We start from the raw sequence: 20852 nt of genomic DNA, 5'->3' as shown, positions 1-20852 counted from the left end.
ATGTAAGACAGCAAACAGATGCGGTGAGATATTTACGCCAGTTCAAAAATCACTTCTATTTCAATCGCCGCCATGCGCGGGAGAGAGCCCATTCCTACGGCGCTACGGGCGCCAACGCCTTTTTCAGGGCCCCAAATTTCGGCAAATAATTCGCTGCAACCGTTCATGACGAAGGCGTGCTGTTCAAATTCAGGAACGGCGTTAATCATGCCCAGAATTTTCACAACTTTATTGATTTTATCGAGGCTGCCGAAATAAGAACGAAGCGTAGCAAGCAACAAATAGCCCGTTTTGCGGGAGGCTTCTTTTGCCTCTTCGGCGGTGAGGTCTCGGCCTACTTTGCCCGCAATGAGGCTGCCGTCGAGGTCTAAAGAGATGTGTCCAGAAATGTAGGCCAAATTGCCCGTTACAACGACGGGGGTATAAACGCCTCCTTTGGCGGGAGGTGATGGAAGCGTAATGCCTAGATTGGCAAGGTTTTGTTCGGGAGTCATGTAATTAATGGGATGATGAAAAAATGAGGATAATGAAAATGACGATAGATTGAATTAGCCAAGCGTAAGTTTTGTACCAGCTGTTTTTTTGGTTAATGCCAGACCGAGTTGGTCGGCGTGGCAAATAGTCACCTCCGCAACGCCGTTGCGCAGGGCCGCAAAGGCATTGTCCAGTTTCGGAATCATGCCTTTATAAATAGCTCCTGCGGTTTTGCACGTGGCGTAGAGTTCAGGGGTCAGTACAGGAATGACGGTGTCGTCGTTGTCGGCATCGAGCAACACGCCGTTTTTTTCAAAACAATAAACCAGATTTACGTCATAAAATTCTGATAAACCAACGGCTACGGCCGAGGCCATGGTGTCGGCATTGGTGTTGAGCATCACGCCCAAGGCGGGGTCAAACGTTAAAGGTGCGATGATGGGCAGGAGTTTGTTTTTCAGGAAGGCGGTCAATTGTTTGCCATTGACCGCGTCAATATCTCCCACAAAACCGTAGTCAATCACGGGGTCTACTTTGTCGTTGACGGGGCGTTTGTGCGCTCGAATCAGGCCCGCATCGGCGCCCGTAAGCCCGATGGCGTTGCTGTTTAATGATTGAAGGGTAGCCACGATGTTTTTGTTGACCAATCCTCCGTAGACCATTGTTACCACATCGAGCATGGCGTGGTCGGTGATACGGCGCCCTTCCACCATTTCGGTAGGGATTCCCAATTTTTCGGCCACTTGGGTGGCGATTTTACCTCCTCCGTGGAGCAAAATCTTATTGCCTTTCAACGCCGCAAAAGAGGTCAGAAAAGAACGTAGCGCCTCGGAATTGTCGATTATATTTCCGCCAATCTTGACAACGTATAGCTTTGGTTTCATAAGAATCTGTACATTTTGTGTTATTTTCGCTTCAAAGTTACACTCATGCTCCACAAAACACGCGGTATTGTTCTCAATTATATTCGCTACCGTGAAACTTCCATTATCGTTAAGATTTACACCGAAGATTTTGGCATTCAAAGTTACATTGTCAATGGCGTACGCAGTGCAAAATCCAAAACCAACCGCATCGCTCTTTTTCAGCCGCTTACTTTATTGGATTTGGTCGTTTATCACAAAAACAAAGAGCAAACCATTCATCGGCTTTCGGAAGTGAAGTGCAGTTTGCCGTTTCGAAGTTTGCCGTTTGATTTTATCAAATCCAGCATTGCGTTGTTTGTGACGGAAATGTTGGTCAAAACCCTGCGCGAAGAAGAAGCCAATCAGCCGCTTTTTCATTTTTTGATGGAAGGGATTATCTATCTCGAAGAAGCCGACCAACATTTTGAGAATTTTCACTTGCAGTTTCTGGCTAAATACGCGTTTTATCTGGGGTTTGGGGCCGAAACTGTCTATGAAATGGAACAGCAACTCAAAGAAAATCTTTATCCTTACGCGCTAGATGCTCCCACCCGCGAAGTCACTCAAAACTTCATTCTGATGCCGTTTGATTACCCCGTGTTGTTGGACCGACAGCGTCGGGGGCAGTTATTGGATACCCTTATTTTTTACTTCAAAATCCATTTAGAAGGCTTGGGCGAAATCAAATCGTTGGATGTATTACGGGAGTTGATGAGGTAAGTATCTGATTGTAAATTTATTGTATTCTTAATTGTTTCGCCCTTTTTCGTTGGGGTATAAACTTTGCACTACGTCGCTTTGCCAAAACTCCTTGGTGTCAATGTCCATGATACTGAGTCTGCCGTGAAAAGCAGCCCCCGTGTCGATGTTCCAAACGGTGGCAGCGTGCATCGGAACCTCTATGTTATAATTGAGCGTTGGGGTATGGCCAATGAATATTTCTTTAAAGAGTTTCAAGCGTTTGGGAATCATGGTTTCGTCTTTTTGGTTCCGACGTTCTATCGTCAGCGCGGTTTCCCAGAGGGTTCGATCCCACAAAAAATTGTTGTCATCGTGCTCATCTTCGGGGCCGTGAATGGAGCCAAACCCCGCATGTACAAACAGACGGTTTTGGGAATCGATGTGATAACTTTTCAATTGGTTGAAAAATGATAAATGGATTTGGCGAGTTTGAAAATCCATGTAGCGGTAGCTCTCTGCGGTGCTGCTTCCGCCGTGCATGAGCCATACGTGGGGCGCAAGGCCGCTGTCGAGCCAGTTTTCGCACCACATATCATGGTTTCCTTTTATAAAAAGGCAGGTTTGCTTAGTAGCAAGTTCCATCAGAAATTCAATAACCTGGGCAGATTCACTCCAACCATCTACGTAGTCGCCCAAGAAGATAAGGGTATCGCTGGGTTGAATCTCCGCGCGTCCAAGCGCTTGCAACAAAGCCTTCAGTCCACCGTGTATATCACCAATTACTAACGTTCTCTTCATCGTTTTGGGTAGCCGCCGCTTTTTCAAAACTAAGGTGTTGACGGATACAAATGTTGGCTAAATGATTAGCAAATGCAACCTATTCTTCATTTTTCATCATGAAAATGGGGGATAAGTTTAACGTTTGTAGCTAAACTCATCCCCCATTTTTTTGCAACTCTACCCTGAGATTGGCTAATAATGGTGAGCAGTTTTTAGTTTTCTCTTTCCTGACGGATCAGTTTTCGGTATTCTTCTTCCGTGGCTTTTTGTTCGTCCAGTAGCAGGCCGTAAGCTCCGATGCCGTGAAACCCTAAGCCAATACCCCACGCCCACCACAAATCAACAGGTACTCGGCCGCCTGAGACCAGACACAGCAACGAAATAACAGAACAAACGATTAAATAAACGATGGCGTGTTTTTGAAATTTCACCCGACGGCGGGCAATTTTCATTAAAAATTCATTGCGTTCGGGAGCGGAGGTGAAGGTTGTGTTCATGGTTATAAAGGTTTTATGTTTTGGTTAATTATGTGCTTTTGGCTGTTTGTTGAATCAAAAGTAGCAGATGGGCGAGTGCTACGCTGGCAAATTCCGACGAAGCGTAGAAAGTGTTGTGTCAGATTTAATAGGAGGGGAGTGAAATGTGAAGGCCCTGCCTTCCAAGTAATAGGGCTTGACAAAAAGTGTTCAATCGGGCGAACATCTTTTTCAACTACATCAGAGCATTTTCTGTATAATTGTGTCTTACGAAACGGGAGGAATTAATGTGTTGAGTGTAGATTAATTATCTAAAATACAGATAGTTAAATCAGAAAAAGCGGTTCGCCTTTATAACTTTACATGGTTAGTGTAAAGTTATTTTAGGGATATACAAGTAGTATCATAATAGGATTTATGATAAGTAGAATGCTCTTCAAAATACAGCAAAGAAAATTAAAGCTTCAACCAATTTTATTTATTCAGGGCAATACAGCCTTTCATTTGTCAATTAAAGTCTTGATTGACAAAAAAGTGTCTTTGGTGAGGACATCCTATTGCAATTCCAAATTTTAGTCTTTTACGGTCGGTCGTTGACACTCTGGGGTAGTCAACCAACATTTGTATAGGTTTATTCATCGATTATTTAAATTAATTATACATAGATTGGCATACAAGTTTATTTTACAAGATGGTCTTAAAAACACTTGATTTTTGGTACTTGAATGTGGTCTTGCATAGATTGTCAATTTTACCTTAAAATTGACAATCTATTTCAGTATAAGACACAGTCCAGTGTTGTTTTTGAGTTTGTCAATTAATGCTGTTTTTAATGGCAAAGCCCATGTAGCTCATGCTTAAATCATTACTCTCTTTGAACCTTATCCTGCGACCCATTTCTCCATAGGTTATTTCCCCTTTTATCCGTTGGCGGCACAGAGAAATTATCTCAAACGGGTTCACTCCAGGACTCATCCCTTTCACATCTTTGGGCTGAAGTCCGTTGGATTTCATCAATGCATCAAGTTCTTTGGGTTTGATGAACATGTCATACACGTGCAGGTTAGGGGGCATAAAAGCCGTCCATTGCCACTCCTGCATAATTTTAATCGCAATCAGTTTACTTTGGAAAGTCCGGTTAATGGTGTCGTAGAAAAATACTCCCCCGGGTTTCAGCACCCGTGCTATTTCTGACATACACTTAGGCAGATCACGCACGTGCTCCAGCACATCACAGCAATAAACTACGTCAAATGAGTTGTCTGGGAAGGAAAGGTTTTCACCTGTGCCTGTTTGGTATTCAATGTCCAACCCGGAATAGTTGGCGTGATTTTTAGCGGTTTCGAGCGAGGCCTCTGAAGGGTCAATCCCTGTTACCTTAAAGCCTGCTGCGGCAAACTCTTCGGCCAATATTCCGCCCCCGCAGCCAATGTCCAAGGCTGTTTTACCCACTGCGCTCATTTTTAGCTGTTGGGTATATGCATTAAGGAAATAAGGGAATCGACAGGGGTTCAAGCCCGTTTTCAAAAAGTAAAGTACGGCATTTTCCTGCCACCAGGAATCGCCTTGTGTGTTGTAAAGATGATTGTCGATCCGATTGTAGGTTTGTTCTGCTATTGCATTCATAATCAGTTGTGTTTATAATGCAAAGCTACCATCTGACCCTTCCAGAAAAGATTGATGTATGTTATGTTTTTCTGGTAAGTTTGTTTTTTAATCTGCTGTAGGATTCTGGTTCGATACCCAGATAAGAAGCAATGTATTTACCGGCGATGCGGTTGGTGATTCCGGGAAGTTTCTTCATCAGGAAGTCGAGTTTTTCTTCTGCTGTACCATATTTCTGGAGCATTAACTGTTCAATATCGGCATGATGGTTTCTTTTTTCTACCTTAGTACGCACCTCTGCCAGCGAAGGGATTTCGCTGGCCAGTTTATCCCAGTCAGCCACGCCGGCAACTTGCAGAGTACTGTCCTCCAGGGCCTGAAAGAAGAATTTGGTGGGCACCTTATTGACTCTGCTGTGAAGATCACCAATCCAATAGCCTTCAATATTGAATTCAACCACTATTTCGTTGCCATTTGTATCAAGAAAAAACTTTCGAAAACATCCTTCTTCGCAAAAAACCACATACTTACATATCTCTCCATGGGTATACAAATAGTCCTTTTTCTTTAATTGTCTGCAAGAAAAATGGCTTAAGACGTAAGCATACTGTTGCTCGGTCATGGGAACGAGTTCGCGTAATTTTTCTTGAAGGACGATTCTTTTCATGTTTTTGTAAGTAATGGTGTGCTGACCGCTAAAAACTAGACACAGGACTATCCTTATTTTAAGTTATACTGATTTGATTAATGGGGTTATTTTTCATATCAAACCCCTTGGTTTTTAAGAAGTCAGCGGGACTTTGAAAACCGATGCCCCCGTGAATTCTTTCAAAATTATAAAAACCTCTAAAATCATTCATAATTTGTTTAACATCTTTTAAATCTTTGAATTAAAACCTCTGACAAAGAGCACCGCATCGGCACCGCTGTTTTTCTCTATAACTTGTACGCCACCGCGGCAGTACCTATGGATGTAATTCTTACATTACAATCCTGCATTTATGTGCAAAATTCCAGAAAAACCGTCGGGCAGATAAAGCTTTAAACACTCCCTGCGATGAACAAACAGAACCAAAACTCAACTGCTTTACTACGCTACTGTGTCGGTATTGATCGGGGCCGCCCGCGCGGTAAGCAAAGACACTTTTGTGTCAATCACAACTTCACTTGATAACTTCCTTCCTGTGTGGTTACTTGTCTCACAAAACGGGCATTTTGTGAGACAGGAATCAATCCTGAAAACTCTTCCAAATAAACTCTCAAAATTGTCTCAACGAATCGTCTCATAAATCATCGTCTCAATGTGTCGTTTTGGCATGACATAGTGAGATATTTTTATTGTATCCAGATGTAAGCGTCAACCTACAAAAAAATCTGTAACAGTCGGGGCATTTGTGATGAATCATAAATCATCTGCCAGTCACCCAAATGGGTTATCTCTTTCGCTGACCAATGGAGATGGCCAGAACAAGCAAGGCCATTGAACAGGGATATTTATAATCCGTATTCCCCCGAAAATTTTGTATTTTTGCAGCATCTTTTACAGAAAATTTCAATTCATTAATGATAACGGTATCAAACGTGTCGTTGCGCTACGGTAAACGGGTGCTTTTCGACGAAGTAAATATTAAATTTAACCCGGGCAACTGTTACGGGGTCATTGGGGCGAACGGGGCGGGGAAATCCACCTTTTTGAAAATTTTGTCGGGCGAAATAGACCCGCAGACGGGTACGGTAGCCATTACGCCCGGCCAACGCATGGCCGTACTGAAACAAAATCAGTTTGAGTTTGACGAGTTTCAGGTGTTGCAAACGGTGATCATGGGGCACAAACGCCTCTATGACATCATGATGGAAAAAGACGCCATCTACGCCAAAGAAGATTTTACGGAAGCCGACGGCGAAAAAGCCGCCGACTTGGAAGCCGAATTTGCCGAGTTGGACGGCTGGGAAGCAGAGCCCGAAGCGGCCTCTCTATTGAGCGGTTTGGGTATCAAAGAAGACCTTCACTATGCCCAGATGACCGACCTCGATCCTAGCCAAAAAGTGCGGGTGTTATTGGCCCAGACTCTTTTCGGCAACCCTGATATTTTGCTGTTGGATGAGCCTACCAACAACCTTGACGTGGAAACGGTGATGTGGTTGGAAAACTTTTTGAACAACTTCAAGAACATCGTTATCGTGGTTTCCCACGACCGCCACTTCCTCGACCAAGTGTGTACGCACGTGGTAGATATTGACTTCAGTAAGGTGCAGATGTACGGCGGTAACTATACCTTCTGGTATGAATCAAGCCAATTGGCGTTGAAACAACGCGCCGACCAAAACAAGAAATCGGACGAGAAGCGGAAGGAATTGGAAGAGTTTATTCGTCGTTTCAGTGCCAACGTCGCCAAGTCGAAGCAGGCAACGGCACGGCAGAAAATGTTGGAAAAACTCAACGTCGACGAAATCAAGCCTTCGTCGCGCAAGTATCCTTACATCAATTTCAAACCTGAGCGCGAAATCGGCGATCAGGTATTGAGCGTAGAAGGTCTTTCCAAAACCGCCGAAGACGGAACCAAACTGTTTGAGAACGTCACATTCCGTCTGAATCGGGAAGATAAAGTGGCCTTTATCGGGCGCAATACCTTGGCCATCACGGCCTTGTTTGAGATTCTTCAGGAGCAAATCAAACCTGATTCGGGCGATTTTAAATGGGGCGTAACGGTCACCAATGCGTATTTCCCGAAAGACAGCGACCATTATTTCCAAACCGACGATAACCTAGTGGATTGGTTGCGTCAGTTTTCCAAAGAAAAAGACGAGAGCTTTATTCGCGGATTTTTAGGTCGTATGCTGTTTTCGGGCGAAGAATCGCTCAAAAAAGCCAGTGTGCTTTCAGGAGGTGAAAAGGTACGTTGTATGCTCTCGAAAATGATGCTTTCGGGCTCCAACTTCCTGACCCTCGACGACCCCACCAACCACTTGGATCTGGAATCTATTACTGCGCTCAACAACGGTTTGATTGAATTTAAAGGTGCGATGATGTTTTATTCGCACGACCACCAATTTATTCAAACAATAGCCAATCGCATCATCGAAGTTACGCCAAACGGTATCATTGATAAACTCATGACCTACGACGAATACATCACCGACGACCGCGTAAAAGCGCAGCGTGAGGCGTTGTATGGGGAGTTGGTGTGAGCAGGCTTATCGGTAATCTAATAGCTGTATCCATGGACTATTCACAGTATAGTATATCGAATCGAAACCTGAGGTGATGCTTGGAAAGCCCGTCATTAAGGGTACTCGTATTCCTGTTGAGCTGGTATTGGAAAAACTGGCCGCTGGGCAAACGGAAGACGAGTTATTATTGGATTACCCCAGGCTTACACGAGAAGCTATTCACGCGGCATTGAGTTTAGCAGCCGAAGCGGTTCGTGACATGAAGTTTTACAAATTGGCCTCATGAAAATTGTTGCTGATGAAGGTATAGAAGCCCGTCTTGTCAATAATGAGACGGGCTTTTTATATATTTAACGATAGAAAAACACAGTTTTAAACTTGTAGAGTGTAATGATTGCAATTAATATATGAACAGGGTTTTCTCATAAAAATTAAATCTCTGTAAATCAATGCTTTAATGTTGAAAATAAATTACTTGTTTGTCATTAAAATAGCTAAATGAGTTACAAAATCTAAGTTTGGGCTATAATAAATCCTAAAAAAACTCGAGTTATTTTGGGTTGCGAGCATTCAGTCATTTTTATGAGAAAGCCCTGACTATGGCATTGAGCCTCCTAAGCGGACAAAACAAGGGTATGAACACTCTGATTGATCTGTTTCGTGATAAAATCAAGGAGTTGTTTCAATTTTTGAAAATTAAACAAGTTTTATGAGAAAGCCCTGTATATATGAATAATAGTATTATCGAATACATAGCGAAGGAAACGCATGGGAAAGCTTATAAATCTCATAGATTTTGTTTTGATAAAGAATTGCCGTTTCCTTCATTGACATACGATGATAATCAAACCTTTACGATTCGGAACGATAGATATGGTGAAACCGCGCCCCAAAAGGTAACTACATCGCTTGAAATCCTTGCAAAAACTCTTCAAAAGCAAGAAAAACCAATTTTTTCCTTCTTTTTAGACGGCTCAAGAAGAATTTACAAAGTGGATGATATTGAGTACCAAAAAAGGATATTTCCAATTGTTGGCGGCCAGATTGGTGTTGCCTGTTGCGAAAGAAAATCACCTGATGTTTTCAGAAAAGCAATTTTAGAAAAGCATTTAGTTCTTTCTGTTCCGAGTGCAGCGGATTTAGGCTTACATCATGACTTAGCCTTGGGGAAATTAGTAAAAGACGTCAACTCTTCAGAAAGGTTAAAAAGATTAGGTTTACATCTCTCTGCTATTTTAAAATACGAGGCAAAAAAAGCAGACAAGGACAAGGAAGAATATATGAATTTAGGGACTGCCACTATTCAGGATAAAATGATAGAGTGCGAAAAGCAAGTGGTTGATGAATTAGTAAGAAAAAATTTGTTGCATGAGGATTGCTATCTAATCAAAGACGGCTCATTGCAGTATCCATTAGCGACTAAAAGTGATTTTAAAGACTTAGCAAAATATAAGGCAAATTATCGTAGAGTTATTGGTGTGTCAAAATCCTTTAATCCAGAGTTTTCAAAAGACAAACAAGGTAGAAGCAATGCAGCAGCAATTGCAAATTTACCTTTATATCATCGAACACCAGCGGCCGTTTTTCAGGAAAGTAGGGTTGGAAATGTGTTTTTTAGTGTTTGGTATGTGAGAATTAGAGATGCGAAGGTTACTGATAGCCCATTCTCTGGTATTGTTAAAATCGAAAAAGTACTGGTTACAAAACACGAAGAAGAAAATGGATTAGATAGCGGAGAAGTTGATAGAATAACAGCCAATATTATCAATGAAAGAAACCCTGTTTGCTATGGAAAGGACCAACGTTGGGCAAACCATTTATACCCAATATATTTAACCGAGAGTTATCTCAAAAGCCAGTATTTGAGTGACCTTCATTTTATTAATTTATTTTGAACAACATGATACAACAGATAGGAAAAGTAGTTGCTACTGAACGTGCACCATCAACAGTAGATGAATTTTACTTTTGGACGCAAAAAAATCTGATTATTAAACCTTTTGATGTAGTAAAAGTAAAGCATATCAAACATTCAACTACGTTTGGAGTAGTTGAGGAAATCTCCCACATAACAGATAGTGCCAGTTCGTTAGCAGGGTTTATTTCAAGTGATTTTGGTGATGTTGACGCAACGACTAACACAGACAGAATAGGTATGAACTATGTAAAAGCCAGAGTCGTTGGCAACACAGGCAGTATTTACACACCTGTTTTAGACGGCCAGCCTGTTTCATTAGCTAACGAAGACGATATAAGGCAGGCGTTGGGACTTTCTGATATAAAACATCCTGTTCCCTGCGGTTACATTGAAATGTACGAGGAAAACCCCATTACTATTCCTGTGCATTTCAATTCACATTTCTTGATTGGCCCGGAAGGAGCGCATTTGAATATTTCAGGTATATCAGGTTTGGCTGCCAAAACTTCCTATGCCATGTTCCTAATGAAAGCTATACAGGACAAATACATTAGAAATACTGGTGGCATGAATGAGAGTGTGGCTTTTGTTGTATTGAATGTAAAAGGCAGGGATTTATTAGGTTTGGACGAAGAAAACGATGAATTAAACGAGGCAGACAGAGAAATTTATTTACAGAAATTGGGGATTCCTCCTACACCTTTTGAGAATGTCAAATATTTTTACCCTTACGCCAAAAACTTTGAAAGTGTTACATATGGCCGTGATTTCGAAGGCCAACGAGGAGCAGGAAAAGCATATCAATACGCATATACTTACGAAAGCGACAAAGAGAAAATAGAAATGCTATTTGCCAATGTTGATGACACTAATGAAACCATGTCAAGTATTGTCGCTCAAATCGCCTCCGAAAATAGCGAGTTCAGTTCCGTTACCCAATGGTCTGATTTTAGAACAAAGTTGGGTGAATACAAGCAAAGCGGCAATACAGGCAAAGATAAGGAAATTACGGTTTTGAGTTGGCGAAAGTTCAGTCGCCATTTTAATAGGGTATTTGAAAAGAATCATCACCTTTTCAACGATAATATTGAGGACATAAAAGGGGGAGTAAGGTTGCAAGATGCTATTCAAAAGATTAATAAAAACGATGTTTTGGTAGTTGATATAGCCAAACTGAGCGAAGAAATGCAAGGATTTGTTTTCGGAGATGTTGTAAGTGCTATTTATGATTTGAAGTTAGGGCAGCCTGTTGAAGGGAGAAATGAAGATGATATACCGTCTAAAATTATCATTTTCATTGATGAATTGAACAAATATGCTTCAAAGGATATCCCCAAAAACTCTCCTATTTTGAGACGGGTCTTGGAGGTAACTGAGCGAGGTCGCTCGTTAGGTATTGTTCTGTTCTCAGCTGAACAGTTCAAAAGTGACATCCATGACAGGGTAAAAGGGAACTGTGCTACTCATGCATACGGGCGTTCCAATGCTATTGAAGTATCAAAAAGTGACTACCAGTATGTTCCAGCAGTCTATAAGTCGATGATGACAAGGCTGGAGCAAGGTGAGTACATTTTGCAAAATCCAATATTCAGATCATTACTAAACATCAAGTTCCCCAAACCAATTTATCGACAATTTAAAAATGGATAAACCCGTTACACCAATTATAGGGAAGTTTGTTATTGAAAATTTAACTGTAGGGATGTATGACGACCCACGGTGTGTATATCGTGAGTACATACAAAACTCAGCTGATGCTTTGGATAAAGCCATTTCTATGGAGCTTCTTACTTCACAAGAAGCGGCTATCCATATTCAAATTAGTAAAGAGAAAAAATCAATTGAAATTGAAGATAATGGGACGGGAATATCAAGTAGTCGAATAGTACCAATATTGCAGAATGTGGCACAATCCGAGAAGGAAATCGGAAGAGAAAAAGGATTTAGAGGCATTGGTCGCTTAGGAGGGCTTGGTTACTGTGACAGACTTGTTTTTGAGACGTCATTCAAAGGGGAGAATGTAAAGTCAATCATGACATGGGACGCAAAACGCCTCAAAGAGATTGTAAATGACAGAACCAAGAAAGAAGAAGCCGAGCATGTAATAACAACGGTTACAGGTTTTCATGAAGAACCGGAGAGTGTAGAGAAGCATTATTTTAAAGTAATAATGACGGGAGTAACTAACGCTGAAATTTTAGATGAAGAGGAAATTACGGATTATTTGCGGATGGTGGCACCGGTTCCTTTTGACAGCGGATTTTATTATAAGAGTAAAATTTACGAAGAGCTAAAAAAAGAAAACATCAAAATTGACGAGTATAAGGTGTTTGTTGGAACAGAACAAATTTATAAAGGTTACACAACGACACTTTATCGAAGTAAGAACACACACCCTTTCCGTGAGAAGACAGGAGATATTTTAGATTTGACATTTTTTAAGTCTTACGATAAAAATGGTCAATTAATTTTTTGGGGCTGGCATAGTATTTCGGATATTCAGGGGAGACAATTAGACAAGTCGAACAAAGCACGAGGACTAAGAGTTAGGAAGGATAACATACAGATAGGAGATGAAAATCGTTTAGAAAGCCTTTTTGGCTCTAATCCAACGGATACACGATTTAATTTTTATGTGGTCGGAGAAGTTTATGCTTTACACAATCAACTTATCCCTAACGGAAGACGAGATGACTTTGTTGATAGTTATACCTATTCTGAAATGAAAGACAAGCTGAAGCCGACTTGTTTGAAAATAAAGAAATTAGCCAACCAAACCTCTGATGGCCTTAGCGCAAAAAGGGATATTGATAACTTCGCAGAGGAACAAAAAAAGTATGAGGAGAAGCAGAGGCAGGGTTTTGTCAATAAGGAAGAACAGCAAAAGTTAATTTATGAGCTGAATACTAAAAAGGAAAAAGCTGAAAAAGGACAAAAGACAATTCAAAGGCTAAAACAACAGGCAGAACAAGAAGACAATAGTACTTTGTTTAAAGTGTTAGACAGGGTAGTAAAAACCGACAGATTAATAGAAACTGTACTGCCTGAAATTAATGATAAGCCTGTTTATCGTACAGATAAGTTGAGTAAACTTTCAAAAGAGCAACGTAAACTGGTTTCAAGGATTTATGATATAATTAAGCGTACTTTGGATAATGAGCGAGCTGAATTAGTAATACAAAAAATTGAAGAGGAGTTCAAATAGCCAATAAATTTTGAATTTCATTAAAACGTAAAAAATGCGAATTTCAATAAATAATTTTAAATCTATAGGTTCGATAGAAAAATATCAACTGCTTCCCTTGACTATTTTATCTGGAACAAATAGCACTGGCAAGTCTTCTTTTATACAGCTATTACTTTTATTGAAGCAAACAATTGAGCTCGATTCTGCCCAGTTTCCATTGTATTTAGACGGGAAGTTATTTCCAGTGAGGCAATACTCGGATATTTTGAATAGCCGAGCAAATGGGGCAAAACTCAAAGTATCTCTGTTTTTTGATAAATCGGAACTTAAGAGATATGAAGGCTTCCCCGAAATCAGGCTGTACAACGTATTCGAGAACTATGATTTATCTATTTCCTTTGAGTTTGATACAAAAGAAAATAATATTTATATATCTTTTTTTGAGGCTAAATTTCTCATTCCTGATAGTACATCAAAACCAGAGCAATTTGTAAAATTGATCAACACTTCTAAAGGATATGATATAGAAACTAACGTAGCTGTTTTTAATAATGAAAATCTATACGAAAAACAGGGACAGTATCAGATAAAAAGTATTAGCTATTCTGCTTTTATTCCAACCAGTTATGAAATCGAGTATGATGATAGTAAGGGAAATGTTGTAAAAGAGGTTCTAAAATTGGATGGTATTAAAACTATATTAAAGGACTTTCTTACCAGTCTTAATTATGTCGGACCTTCAAGAGAAGAACCTAAAGAAGAGTATAGACGTGTAGGGAAACACACAACTGTCGGCACTCGCGGAGAATACACGGCAGAAGTTCTTGAAGCACTTGCAAGTCAAAAAATAATCTATTGGATAGTTGAAGATATTACAGAATCAGTGCAGTTTGTTAAGCAAGAAGGGACATTCATGGAGGCTGTTAAGTATTGGATATGTGAAAAATTCAAATTATGCGCTGATATTTATTCTAAAAAACTAAGCGATTCCTATATCATATATGTAAAAAACCTGATGGGGGTAGAGTCTAGTATCAGGCACGTAGGGTTCGGAATTAGCCAGATATTGCCAATCATTATAGAGGGTTTAAGGCTTTCTGCTGGCGAGACATTAATTATAGAACAGCCCGAAGTACACTTACACCCAAAATTGCAAAGTCATTTGCAAGACTTCATGATTTGTATGGTACAGCAAGGCAAAAAAGTTATAGTGGAGACACATAGCGACCACTTTATTACAAGGCTTAGAAGAAGAATTGCCGAGGACTCAAGTAATTTGCTTAAGGATAAAATTGCTTTGACCTTTATTGAAGCGTCATCATCCGATTTAATATTTAGAAATATCAACATTGATGATACGGGGATATTGGATTATTTCCCCGAAGATTTCATAGAAAAGCCAGATGTAGAAATAAGGGCGATATTAAAAGCACAGATGAATAAACGACTAAATTCTAAAAAATGACCCATTTTGCAGCGGTTTTAGATATATCTACTTTTGCTTGGAATCAAGAGGATTTCAACAAAAACAAGCATTATTATTATCATCTGATTAGTTTAGCACCTACTGTGTACAAACAGGTTAAGGATAATCGGGTACCTATCTTATTGAGAAAACAATTATACTACTTGTTAATGTCGGATTTTCCTTACTGTAGCATCAATGAGATAAATCCAGACTACAGCACCTTAACACTCTCTTTTTTAGCTTCTACTGATTGGTTTCCATACGAAGACGGAGATGCTTCAACGGTTTCAATAAGCCCCAATATCGTGAAAGATTACTTTAGTGATGACCTTAAACATGAATCTTACAGCCAAATACTCCATTTATGCGTGAACGAGGCTACTGGATATAAATTCATCGCTTACAATTATTTTCACAACCATGCTGAAAATCTGCGTATAACGAAACAAACAAAACCAGTTGAGATAGACTCACTTTGGTATCAATCAGAAGATGATGTAGTACAGTTTTTTGAGAAGTACCAAATCAAATTCAAACATAATCCCAAGCACGACCAGTACAAGGCAGGAGGTAAAGTTTCTCCATTGAGTTGCTACAATGAAAGAGAGGGTGACACAACAAAAGCACAAAATCTTTTAAGGACATCCTACCTACTAGACAATGATTACTATAATTTTGATGCAGAAAATAGAGTGTACGTCAGGTTTGTTGACTCAAATGACGGAACCTATCATGGTTTTGACGTGTCTGACGAAGGAGGCAACATTCCTAATAAGATAAAAAATAAATTTAATAAAAATGGAAGAAAGTTTTAACCCTACAATAGGTAAAACGGTTCTGGAAACGCTGACATCAGGTATGTATGATGATGCCAGATTCATCTTCCGTGAATATATACAAAATGCTGTCGACCAGATCGACCAAGCAGTACAATTGGGTATTTTATCTTCTAAAAGTGATGGAAAAGTCGAAATTGAGATTGATGTTGAGCAAAAACGAATTGTAATTAGTGATAATGCAACTGGGGTTTCTCAAAAAGATGCATTACAGTTCCTGGGGGATGTTGCAAACTCTCAAAAGGACAGTACTAAGCAGAGGGGGTTCAGAGGAATCGGACGGCTTGGCGGTCTAGGATATTGCGATAGGCTAATCTTTGAAACCAGTTACAAAGATGAAGCGGTTCGCAGTAAAATGGTGCTTGATGCAAAGCTATTAAAAAGAATAATTGAGGATAGCAAAGACACCAGTGACGCTGCTGCCGCAATCAGTATCATTACGTCTGTTGACAAAACAGTGGAAGATGCAGATAAACATTATTTTCGGGTAATTCTTGAAGATGTGAACGTAGGTAGTAAAGTATTAGACATCAATAAGGTTCAGCAATACCTGTCAATGGTGGCTCCCGTCCCGTTTAGCTCATCATTCTCTTACGCCAATGAAATAAAAAATCATCTCCAAACCAGAAACCTAATAGTAGATGAATATAATATAGTACTCAATAATGTAACACTTTTCAAAGCGTATAAAGACAAATTCAATGACGAAAACGAAGACGCTTCTAACATCATCGGGGTTGACTTCGTGGATATTACAAACGACTCACAGGAATTGTTGGCAATTTGTTGGTACGGATACAGAAATAATAGCAATGTTGTAATTCCGGAGTCCAATATTGAACGAGGAATAAGAATACGGACAAAAAACATTGCTTTGGGAGACGAGTCTACCTGTAAAAGATTTTTTGATGCAGAAAGAACTAATCTAAGGTTTATAGGAGAGATTCACACTGTAAATGAAGGGTTCGTTCCTAATGCTAGACGAGATTATTTTAACGAAAACTCGACTTGTCAACAATTTGAGGAAAATGCAAAGAAGATTTTCACCGCACAGAATTTAGAAAACAGGCTTGCTCAAACCGCGTCAAAATTGTATAACAGGTTACAAGAAATAAAAGCTTATCAAATAGAGCGTGAAAAGTTTATGACCAAAAAAGGCTCATTTGGCAATGAAGCTACAGAAAAATTCCATTTAAACAAGTTAAAGGAAATGGAAAAAAAGGCTGTCAAAGCAATAGATGTCATTAAGAAAATTGAAAAAAAATCTCAAGATATTACACCTGTAAAAAATCTATATCAAAATATTATTGGAAATAATGATACTACTGTACAACCTCTTGATAGTCAAGAGGCACAAGTCTCACAGTATGATCCGCCAACATTTACCAAACTTAATACTGAACAAGAAAAAGTCGTTTTAGAAATCTTTGATATCATGGAAGATGTACTTGATTTTAATACATCTGAGATGATTAAAAAACGAATTGTTCAAAAGTATAACTGAAAAAATGATAAAAGAATAATTTATCATAATAATTTCATTTTCAAAAACTTAGACTCTAGATCTGGGCGTATAATTTCGCAAAGACCTGCTATCCACATTCGATTTTTTAAATCTAAGCCATAATGCGTAACATACTACTTATAGAACCCAACTACTCAAATAAATACCCACCAATCGGGCTGATGAAAATTGCCACATACCATCGTATGCTTGGCGATAAGGTGCGTTATTTTAAAGGAGATTTAAAAGATTTGGTCATTGATGAGCTTTGGAAAGATTGTTTAAACGATTTGAATTTTATTGACAATTCCATAAATTGGAATATTAAACAGGCTATTATTAAAAAATTTATCAAGACTAAAAATAGCCAAATCTTAAGTGAGTTAAACTTAGAAGAAAGTAAATCTGAATTATTGATTATTAGCAAGTTAGATAACTATGCAGATATTTTCAGAAAAAAAATTTATACTAAGTCTCCTAAGTTTGACCGAATCTACGTCACCACTTTATTTACTTTTTACTGGAAAATAACAGTAGAAACAATAGAGTTCTGTAAAAAATTAGTCAAAAATCCTAAAGAATTGCACGTTGGAGGGGTTCTTGCTTCTTTATTGCATGAGGAATTGGAAAAAGAAACAGGTATTAAGCCTATGAAGGGCCTTTTGGATAAACCGGGAATATTAGACCCCGGAAATCCAAGAGCGAAAAGTATTGTTATTGATAACCTTCCGCTGGATTATTCGATATTGGATGAAATTGACTACGAATACCCAACACGGAGTGCTTATTTTACTTTTATGACAAAGGGATGCACCAGAAAGTGCTCCTTTTGCTCGGTTCCAATATTAGAGCCTACATACAAGCCTAAAATAGAGACAATTGATAAGTTTATGGATATTAAAGAAAGGTTTGGAGACCAACAAAACCTTCTCTTAATGGACAATAACGTTTTAGCTTCTCCCAAATTTCTTGAGATTATTGATGAAATAAAGGCGATGGGTTTTTATAAAGGAGCAACCTTTATAGAGCCTAACCAATTAGAAATAGCCATTAAAAACCTTCAGAGCGGTTATAATGACAACAGTTTCATGCGAAGGGCATTTCGACTGCTCCATGAGTTAGTGCCAAGATTGAAAAAAGAAGTAGCGCAAACTTATTATAATGTACTTGCAGAAAATAATTTGTTGGATTTTGATACAACTACCAAAGAAGGTATTTTGAAGGCATACCCACAAATTGAAGTTATTTATGAAAAGTTTCGTCTAAAATCACCAAAATTGAGGTACGTTGATTTCAATCAAGGTACGGATTGCCGTTATGTAACAGAAGAAATCATGCAGAAAATGAGCGAAATACCTATTCGCCCATTACGCATTGCTTTTGACTATATCGGTTTGAAGAAACAATATGTGGCCGCAGTAAAACTTGCGGCAAAATATGGAATTAAAGAGTTATCGAATTATATACTTTACAACTTTCAAGATAAGCCCGAAGACCTATATGAGAGGCTGAAAATTAATGTAGAGTTATGTAAGGAACTTGATATTGCCATTTTTTCATTCCCAATGAAGTATATACCTTTGTTTGGAGAAGAAGCAAAACATAGGGAGTTTACAGGAACTCACTGGAATAAAAAGTACATTAGAGCAATACAATCAATCCTTAATGTGACCAAAGGAATCGTAGCTCCTGCTAATAAGAATGAAAAAACCTCCTTTTTTGAGGCAGCATTTGGAAAGAATTTAGAGGAGTTTTTTGAAATACTTTATATGCCGGAAACTTATATTGTTTACCGCTATGATTTTAGGGATGATGATAAAATTGGCTATACCCCTGTTTGGAAAAATGAATATCAAGATTTAAAAACTAACTACCCTGAAGAATGGGAATTAGCAAAAAAAATCATTCACGATAGTAAATTTACAGAAGAGATTATTGGTGATACTCCCTTAACTCCACGGGTAAAACATTTTTTAAGGCATTATACTATTCCAAGAGGGAGTATAGAGCGGAGTGATACCGCATACCAAAAATTAAAAGCTAAATATGACAAATTGATAAAAGAAGATCAATTTATTGATTTGACTTTGACGTATGATTTTGAAACTTCTAATGTAAGGAGGCTCTTTAAATCAACTTCTATACGCTCTCGTAAAGTTGATAAATTGGCTATCTCAAGTCATTTATAGGGAATATTTTGCAGAAAAGAGCTCTAAGCCGCCAAATAAAAGGGCGGCTCTCTTTTTTTATCGCAACAGCAACCGCTCCAAGCCCTCGCGGTACAGTTCTCCAATCGGCACATTTCCTTTGGTCAAAGTGAGTTGATGGCGCTCTATTTTCTGAATGGACTCAATCGCAACAATGAACGATTTGTGCACGCGGGTAAATATAAGGAGGATGATGCAAATCAAAAACAACCCAATGAAGCCTGAAAATAAAGGTGGCAAACACCCTGAATGACGTGGCGTAAAGGTACAGACGGCAGGATGGAGCGGGTTTACAGGCCGCCAAGAGAGTATTCACCAAACTGTGTCAGTAAAGTCAAATTCATAACTTTACACAAACGACACAAACATGCAAAACGACTCGTTCGATTATGAGAGTTTCAAGCAGGAAGCTTTGAAGGAACTCTATGCAGGCAAGCCTTTAATGGGCGAGAATGGTATTTTCACTCCTTTATTAAAACACTTTCTGGAAGCTACTCTTCAAGGTGAGTTAGATACTCATTTACGTGAAGAACAGGCTAAATCCAATTCCAACCGTAGGAATGGAAGCGGTAAAAAGCAGGTACGCAGTAGCATGGGCAAATTCGACTTGGAAACACCTCGCGACCGAGCCGGTAGCTATGAGCCAATCATCGTCCCCAAACGTCAAACGGTTTTAACGGATCAGTTAGAATCAAAGATCATTTCTATGTATGGCCGCGGGATGAGCTATTCGGATATTTCAGGTCATTTACAGGAACTCTATGGATTCAGTCTGTCCGCAGGAGAATTGAGCAGTATAACCGACAGAATATTGCCTGTTTTGAAAGAGTGGCAAAATCGCCCTTTATACAGTGTTTATGTGGCTTTTTGGTTAGATGCCATGTACTATAAGGTGAGACTGGACGGCAGCAAAGTAGTCACTCGGGTTTTATACAGTGTAATTGGCTTGAACTTACATGGAAAGAAAGCAGTTTTAGGTATTTATCTCTCAGAAAGTGAAGGTGCTAAGTTTTGGCTATCGGTTTTACAGGACCTCAAACAACGTGGTGTAGAAGATGTACTTTTTGCCTGTGTGGATGGTCTAAAAGGATTTCCGGAGGCAATTCAAACGGTCTTCCCTCAGAGCTTGGTTCAGTTGTGTGTCGTGCATCAGATTCGTTACGCACTGAGACTGATTCCCGATAAAAATGTCAAGGAGTTTATGGTCGACTTAAAGGCTGTTTATCAGGCTTCTAATCTCAAGACAGCCGAAGACAACTTATTAATCCTTGAAGAAAAGTGGGGAAAAATCTATCCGCAAGCAGTTGGTACATGGACCAATAATTGGGTTAATATTTCAACGTTTTTTGACTATTCGGAGCCTATTCGTAAACTCATTTACACGACCAATACCATTGAGTCGTATCACCGAAATATTCGTAAATTTACTAAAACAAAGGCGGCCTTTACTTCAGACAATGCCTTATTGAAATTGGCCTTCTTAGCCATCCAAAACATGGAAAAAATCTGGAATAAGGCCACCTTTAATTGGAAATCTATTTTATCTGAATTGTTGATTACATTTGGTGATAGAATTCAGATTGACAAACTCGAAAATTAACTACTGACACAGTTCAGTGAACACTCTCGCCGCCAAATAA

The 20852-nt window shown here is 39.3% G+C and carries 18 protein-coding genes; 11 read left to right on the top strand and 7 right to left on the bottom strand.

What is annotated here, in order from left to right; translation table 11 throughout:
• Positions 1-32 precede the first annotated feature (32 nt).
• Together NCI00_RS14715 and argB are read right to left on the bottom strand one after the other, a co-directional pair.
• Positions 33-494 carry a RidA family protein gene (locus NCI00_RS14715; RefSeq protein ID WP_114067979.1) on the bottom strand — a complete coding sequence of 154 codons (462 nt, stop codon included), beginning with the start codon at positions 492-494 and terminating at the stop codon, positions 33-35.
• 54 nt (positions 495-548) lie between these two features.
• Complete coding sequence (gene argB, locus NCI00_RS14710) at positions 549-1358, bottom strand: acetylglutamate kinase (protein WP_166556482.1); 810 nt, start codon at positions 1356-1358, stop codon at positions 549-551.
• Between the two features lie 45 nt (positions 1359-1403).
• On the opposite strand from argB, the gene recO reads away from it, so the two are divergent.
• Positions 1404-2099: a DNA repair protein RecO gene (gene recO / locus NCI00_RS14705; protein WP_253528742.1), complete on the top strand. Its 696-nt coding sequence runs from the start codon at positions 1404-1406 to the stop codon at positions 2097-2099.
• A 27-nt stretch (positions 2100-2126) separates the two neighbouring features.
• Here recO and NCI00_RS14700 read toward each other — a convergent pair whose 3' ends face one another.
• The 4 genes from NCI00_RS14700 to NCI00_RS14685 all read right to left on the bottom strand — a co-directional run bounded on the left by NCI00_RS14700 (position 2127) and on the right by NCI00_RS14685 (position 5588).
• Positions 2127-2858, bottom strand: a complete 732-nt coding sequence (locus tag NCI00_RS14700) for a metallophosphoesterase family protein (RefSeq protein ID WP_253528740.1) — start codon at positions 2856-2858, stop codon at positions 2127-2129.
• Between the two features lie 194 nt (positions 2859-3052).
• Positions 3053-3337, bottom strand: coding sequence for a 2TM domain-containing protein (locus tag NCI00_RS14695; protein WP_253528738.1), 285 nt, complete (start codon positions 3335-3337; stop codon positions 3053-3055).
• Between the two features lie 792 nt (positions 3338-4129).
• Positions 4130-4942, bottom strand: coding sequence for a bifunctional 2-polyprenyl-6-hydroxyphenol methylase/3-demethylubiquinol 3-O-methyltransferase UbiG (gene ubiG, locus NCI00_RS14690; protein WP_253528736.1), 813 nt, complete (start codon positions 4940-4942; stop codon positions 4130-4132).
• 61 nt (positions 4943-5003) lie between these two features.
• The gene (locus tag NCI00_RS14685) at positions 5004-5588 is read right to left on the bottom strand and encodes a Crp/Fnr family transcriptional regulator (RefSeq protein ID WP_253528734.1); all 585 of its coding nucleotides are present in this window, start codon (positions 5586-5588) and stop codon (positions 5004-5006) included.
• 896 nt (positions 5589-6484) lie between these two features.
• On the opposite strand from NCI00_RS14685, the gene NCI00_RS14680 reads away from it, so the two are divergent.
• The 9 genes from NCI00_RS14680 to NCI00_RS14640 all read left to right on the top strand — a co-directional run bounded on the left by NCI00_RS14680 (position 6485) and on the right by NCI00_RS14640 (position 19194).
• A complete protein-coding gene (locus NCI00_RS14680) occupies positions 6485-8110 on the top strand; it encodes an ABC-F family ATP-binding cassette domain-containing protein (RefSeq protein ID WP_253528732.1) in 1626 nt (541 codons plus the stop codon).
• Positions 8111-8165: 55 nt separating this feature from the next.
• Positions 8166-8378, top strand: a complete 213-nt coding sequence (locus tag NCI00_RS14675; protein ID WP_310586777.1) for a DUF433 domain-containing protein — start codon at positions 8166-8168, stop codon at positions 8376-8378.
• 442 nt (positions 8379-8820) lie between these two features.
• A complete protein-coding gene (locus NCI00_RS14670) occupies positions 8821-9987 on the top strand; it encodes a hypothetical protein (RefSeq protein ID WP_253528729.1) in 1167 nt (388 codons plus the stop codon).
• 5 nt (positions 9988-9992) lie between these two features.
• Positions 9993-11660, top strand: a complete 1668-nt coding sequence (locus tag NCI00_RS14665) for an ATP-binding protein (RefSeq protein WP_253528728.1) — start codon at positions 9993-9995, stop codon at positions 11658-11660.
• The gene (locus NCI00_RS14660; RefSeq protein ID WP_253528727.1) at positions 11653-13215 is read left to right on the top strand and encodes an ATP-binding protein; all 1563 of its coding nucleotides are present in this window, start codon (positions 11653-11655) and stop codon (positions 13213-13215) included. Before NCI00_RS14665 ends, NCI00_RS14660 begins: the two co-directional genes overlap by 8 nt.
• 34 nt (positions 13216-13249) lie before the next feature.
• Positions 13250-14662 (top strand): AAA family ATPase, encoded by a 1413-nt coding sequence (locus tag NCI00_RS14655; RefSeq protein WP_253528726.1) that lies wholly within the window; start codon positions 13250-13252, stop codon positions 14660-14662.
• A complete protein-coding gene (locus NCI00_RS14650) occupies positions 14659-15480 on the top strand; it encodes a hypothetical protein (protein WP_253528725.1) in 822 nt (273 codons plus the stop codon). Before NCI00_RS14655 ends, NCI00_RS14650 begins: the two co-directional genes overlap by 4 nt.
• A complete protein-coding gene (locus NCI00_RS14645) occupies positions 15464-17005 on the top strand; it encodes an ATP-binding protein (protein WP_253528723.1) in 1542 nt (513 codons plus the stop codon). Before NCI00_RS14650 ends, NCI00_RS14645 begins: the two co-directional genes overlap by 17 nt.
• 122 nt (positions 17006-17127) lie before the next feature.
• Positions 17128-19194, top strand: coding sequence for a radical SAM protein (locus tag NCI00_RS14640; RefSeq protein ID WP_253528721.1), 2067 nt, complete (start codon positions 17128-17130; stop codon positions 19192-19194).
• A 57-nt stretch (positions 19195-19251) separates the two neighbouring features.
• On the opposite strand, the gene NCI00_RS14635 is transcribed toward NCI00_RS14640, so the two are convergent.
• Entirely contained in the window at positions 19252-19383 is a 132-nt protein-coding gene (locus NCI00_RS14635; RefSeq protein WP_253528719.1) for a hypothetical protein, read from the bottom strand.
• A gap of 196 nt (positions 19384-19579) precedes the next feature.
• Here NCI00_RS14635 and NCI00_RS14630 point away from each other — a divergent pair, with 196 nt between their 5' ends.
• Complete coding sequence (locus tag NCI00_RS14630; RefSeq protein WP_253528716.1) at positions 19580-20812, top strand: IS256 family transposase; 1233 nt, start codon at positions 19580-19582, stop codon at positions 20810-20812.
• The last annotated feature ends 40 nt before the right edge of the window (positions 20813-20852 follow it).

The sequence above is a fragment of the Runella salmonicolor genome (assembly GCF_024158025.1).
Classification (GTDB): domain Bacteria; phylum Bacteroidota; class Bacteroidia; order Cytophagales; family Spirosomataceae; genus Runella; species Runella salmonicolor.
This window is presented reverse-complemented; position numbering and strand designations above follow the sequence as displayed.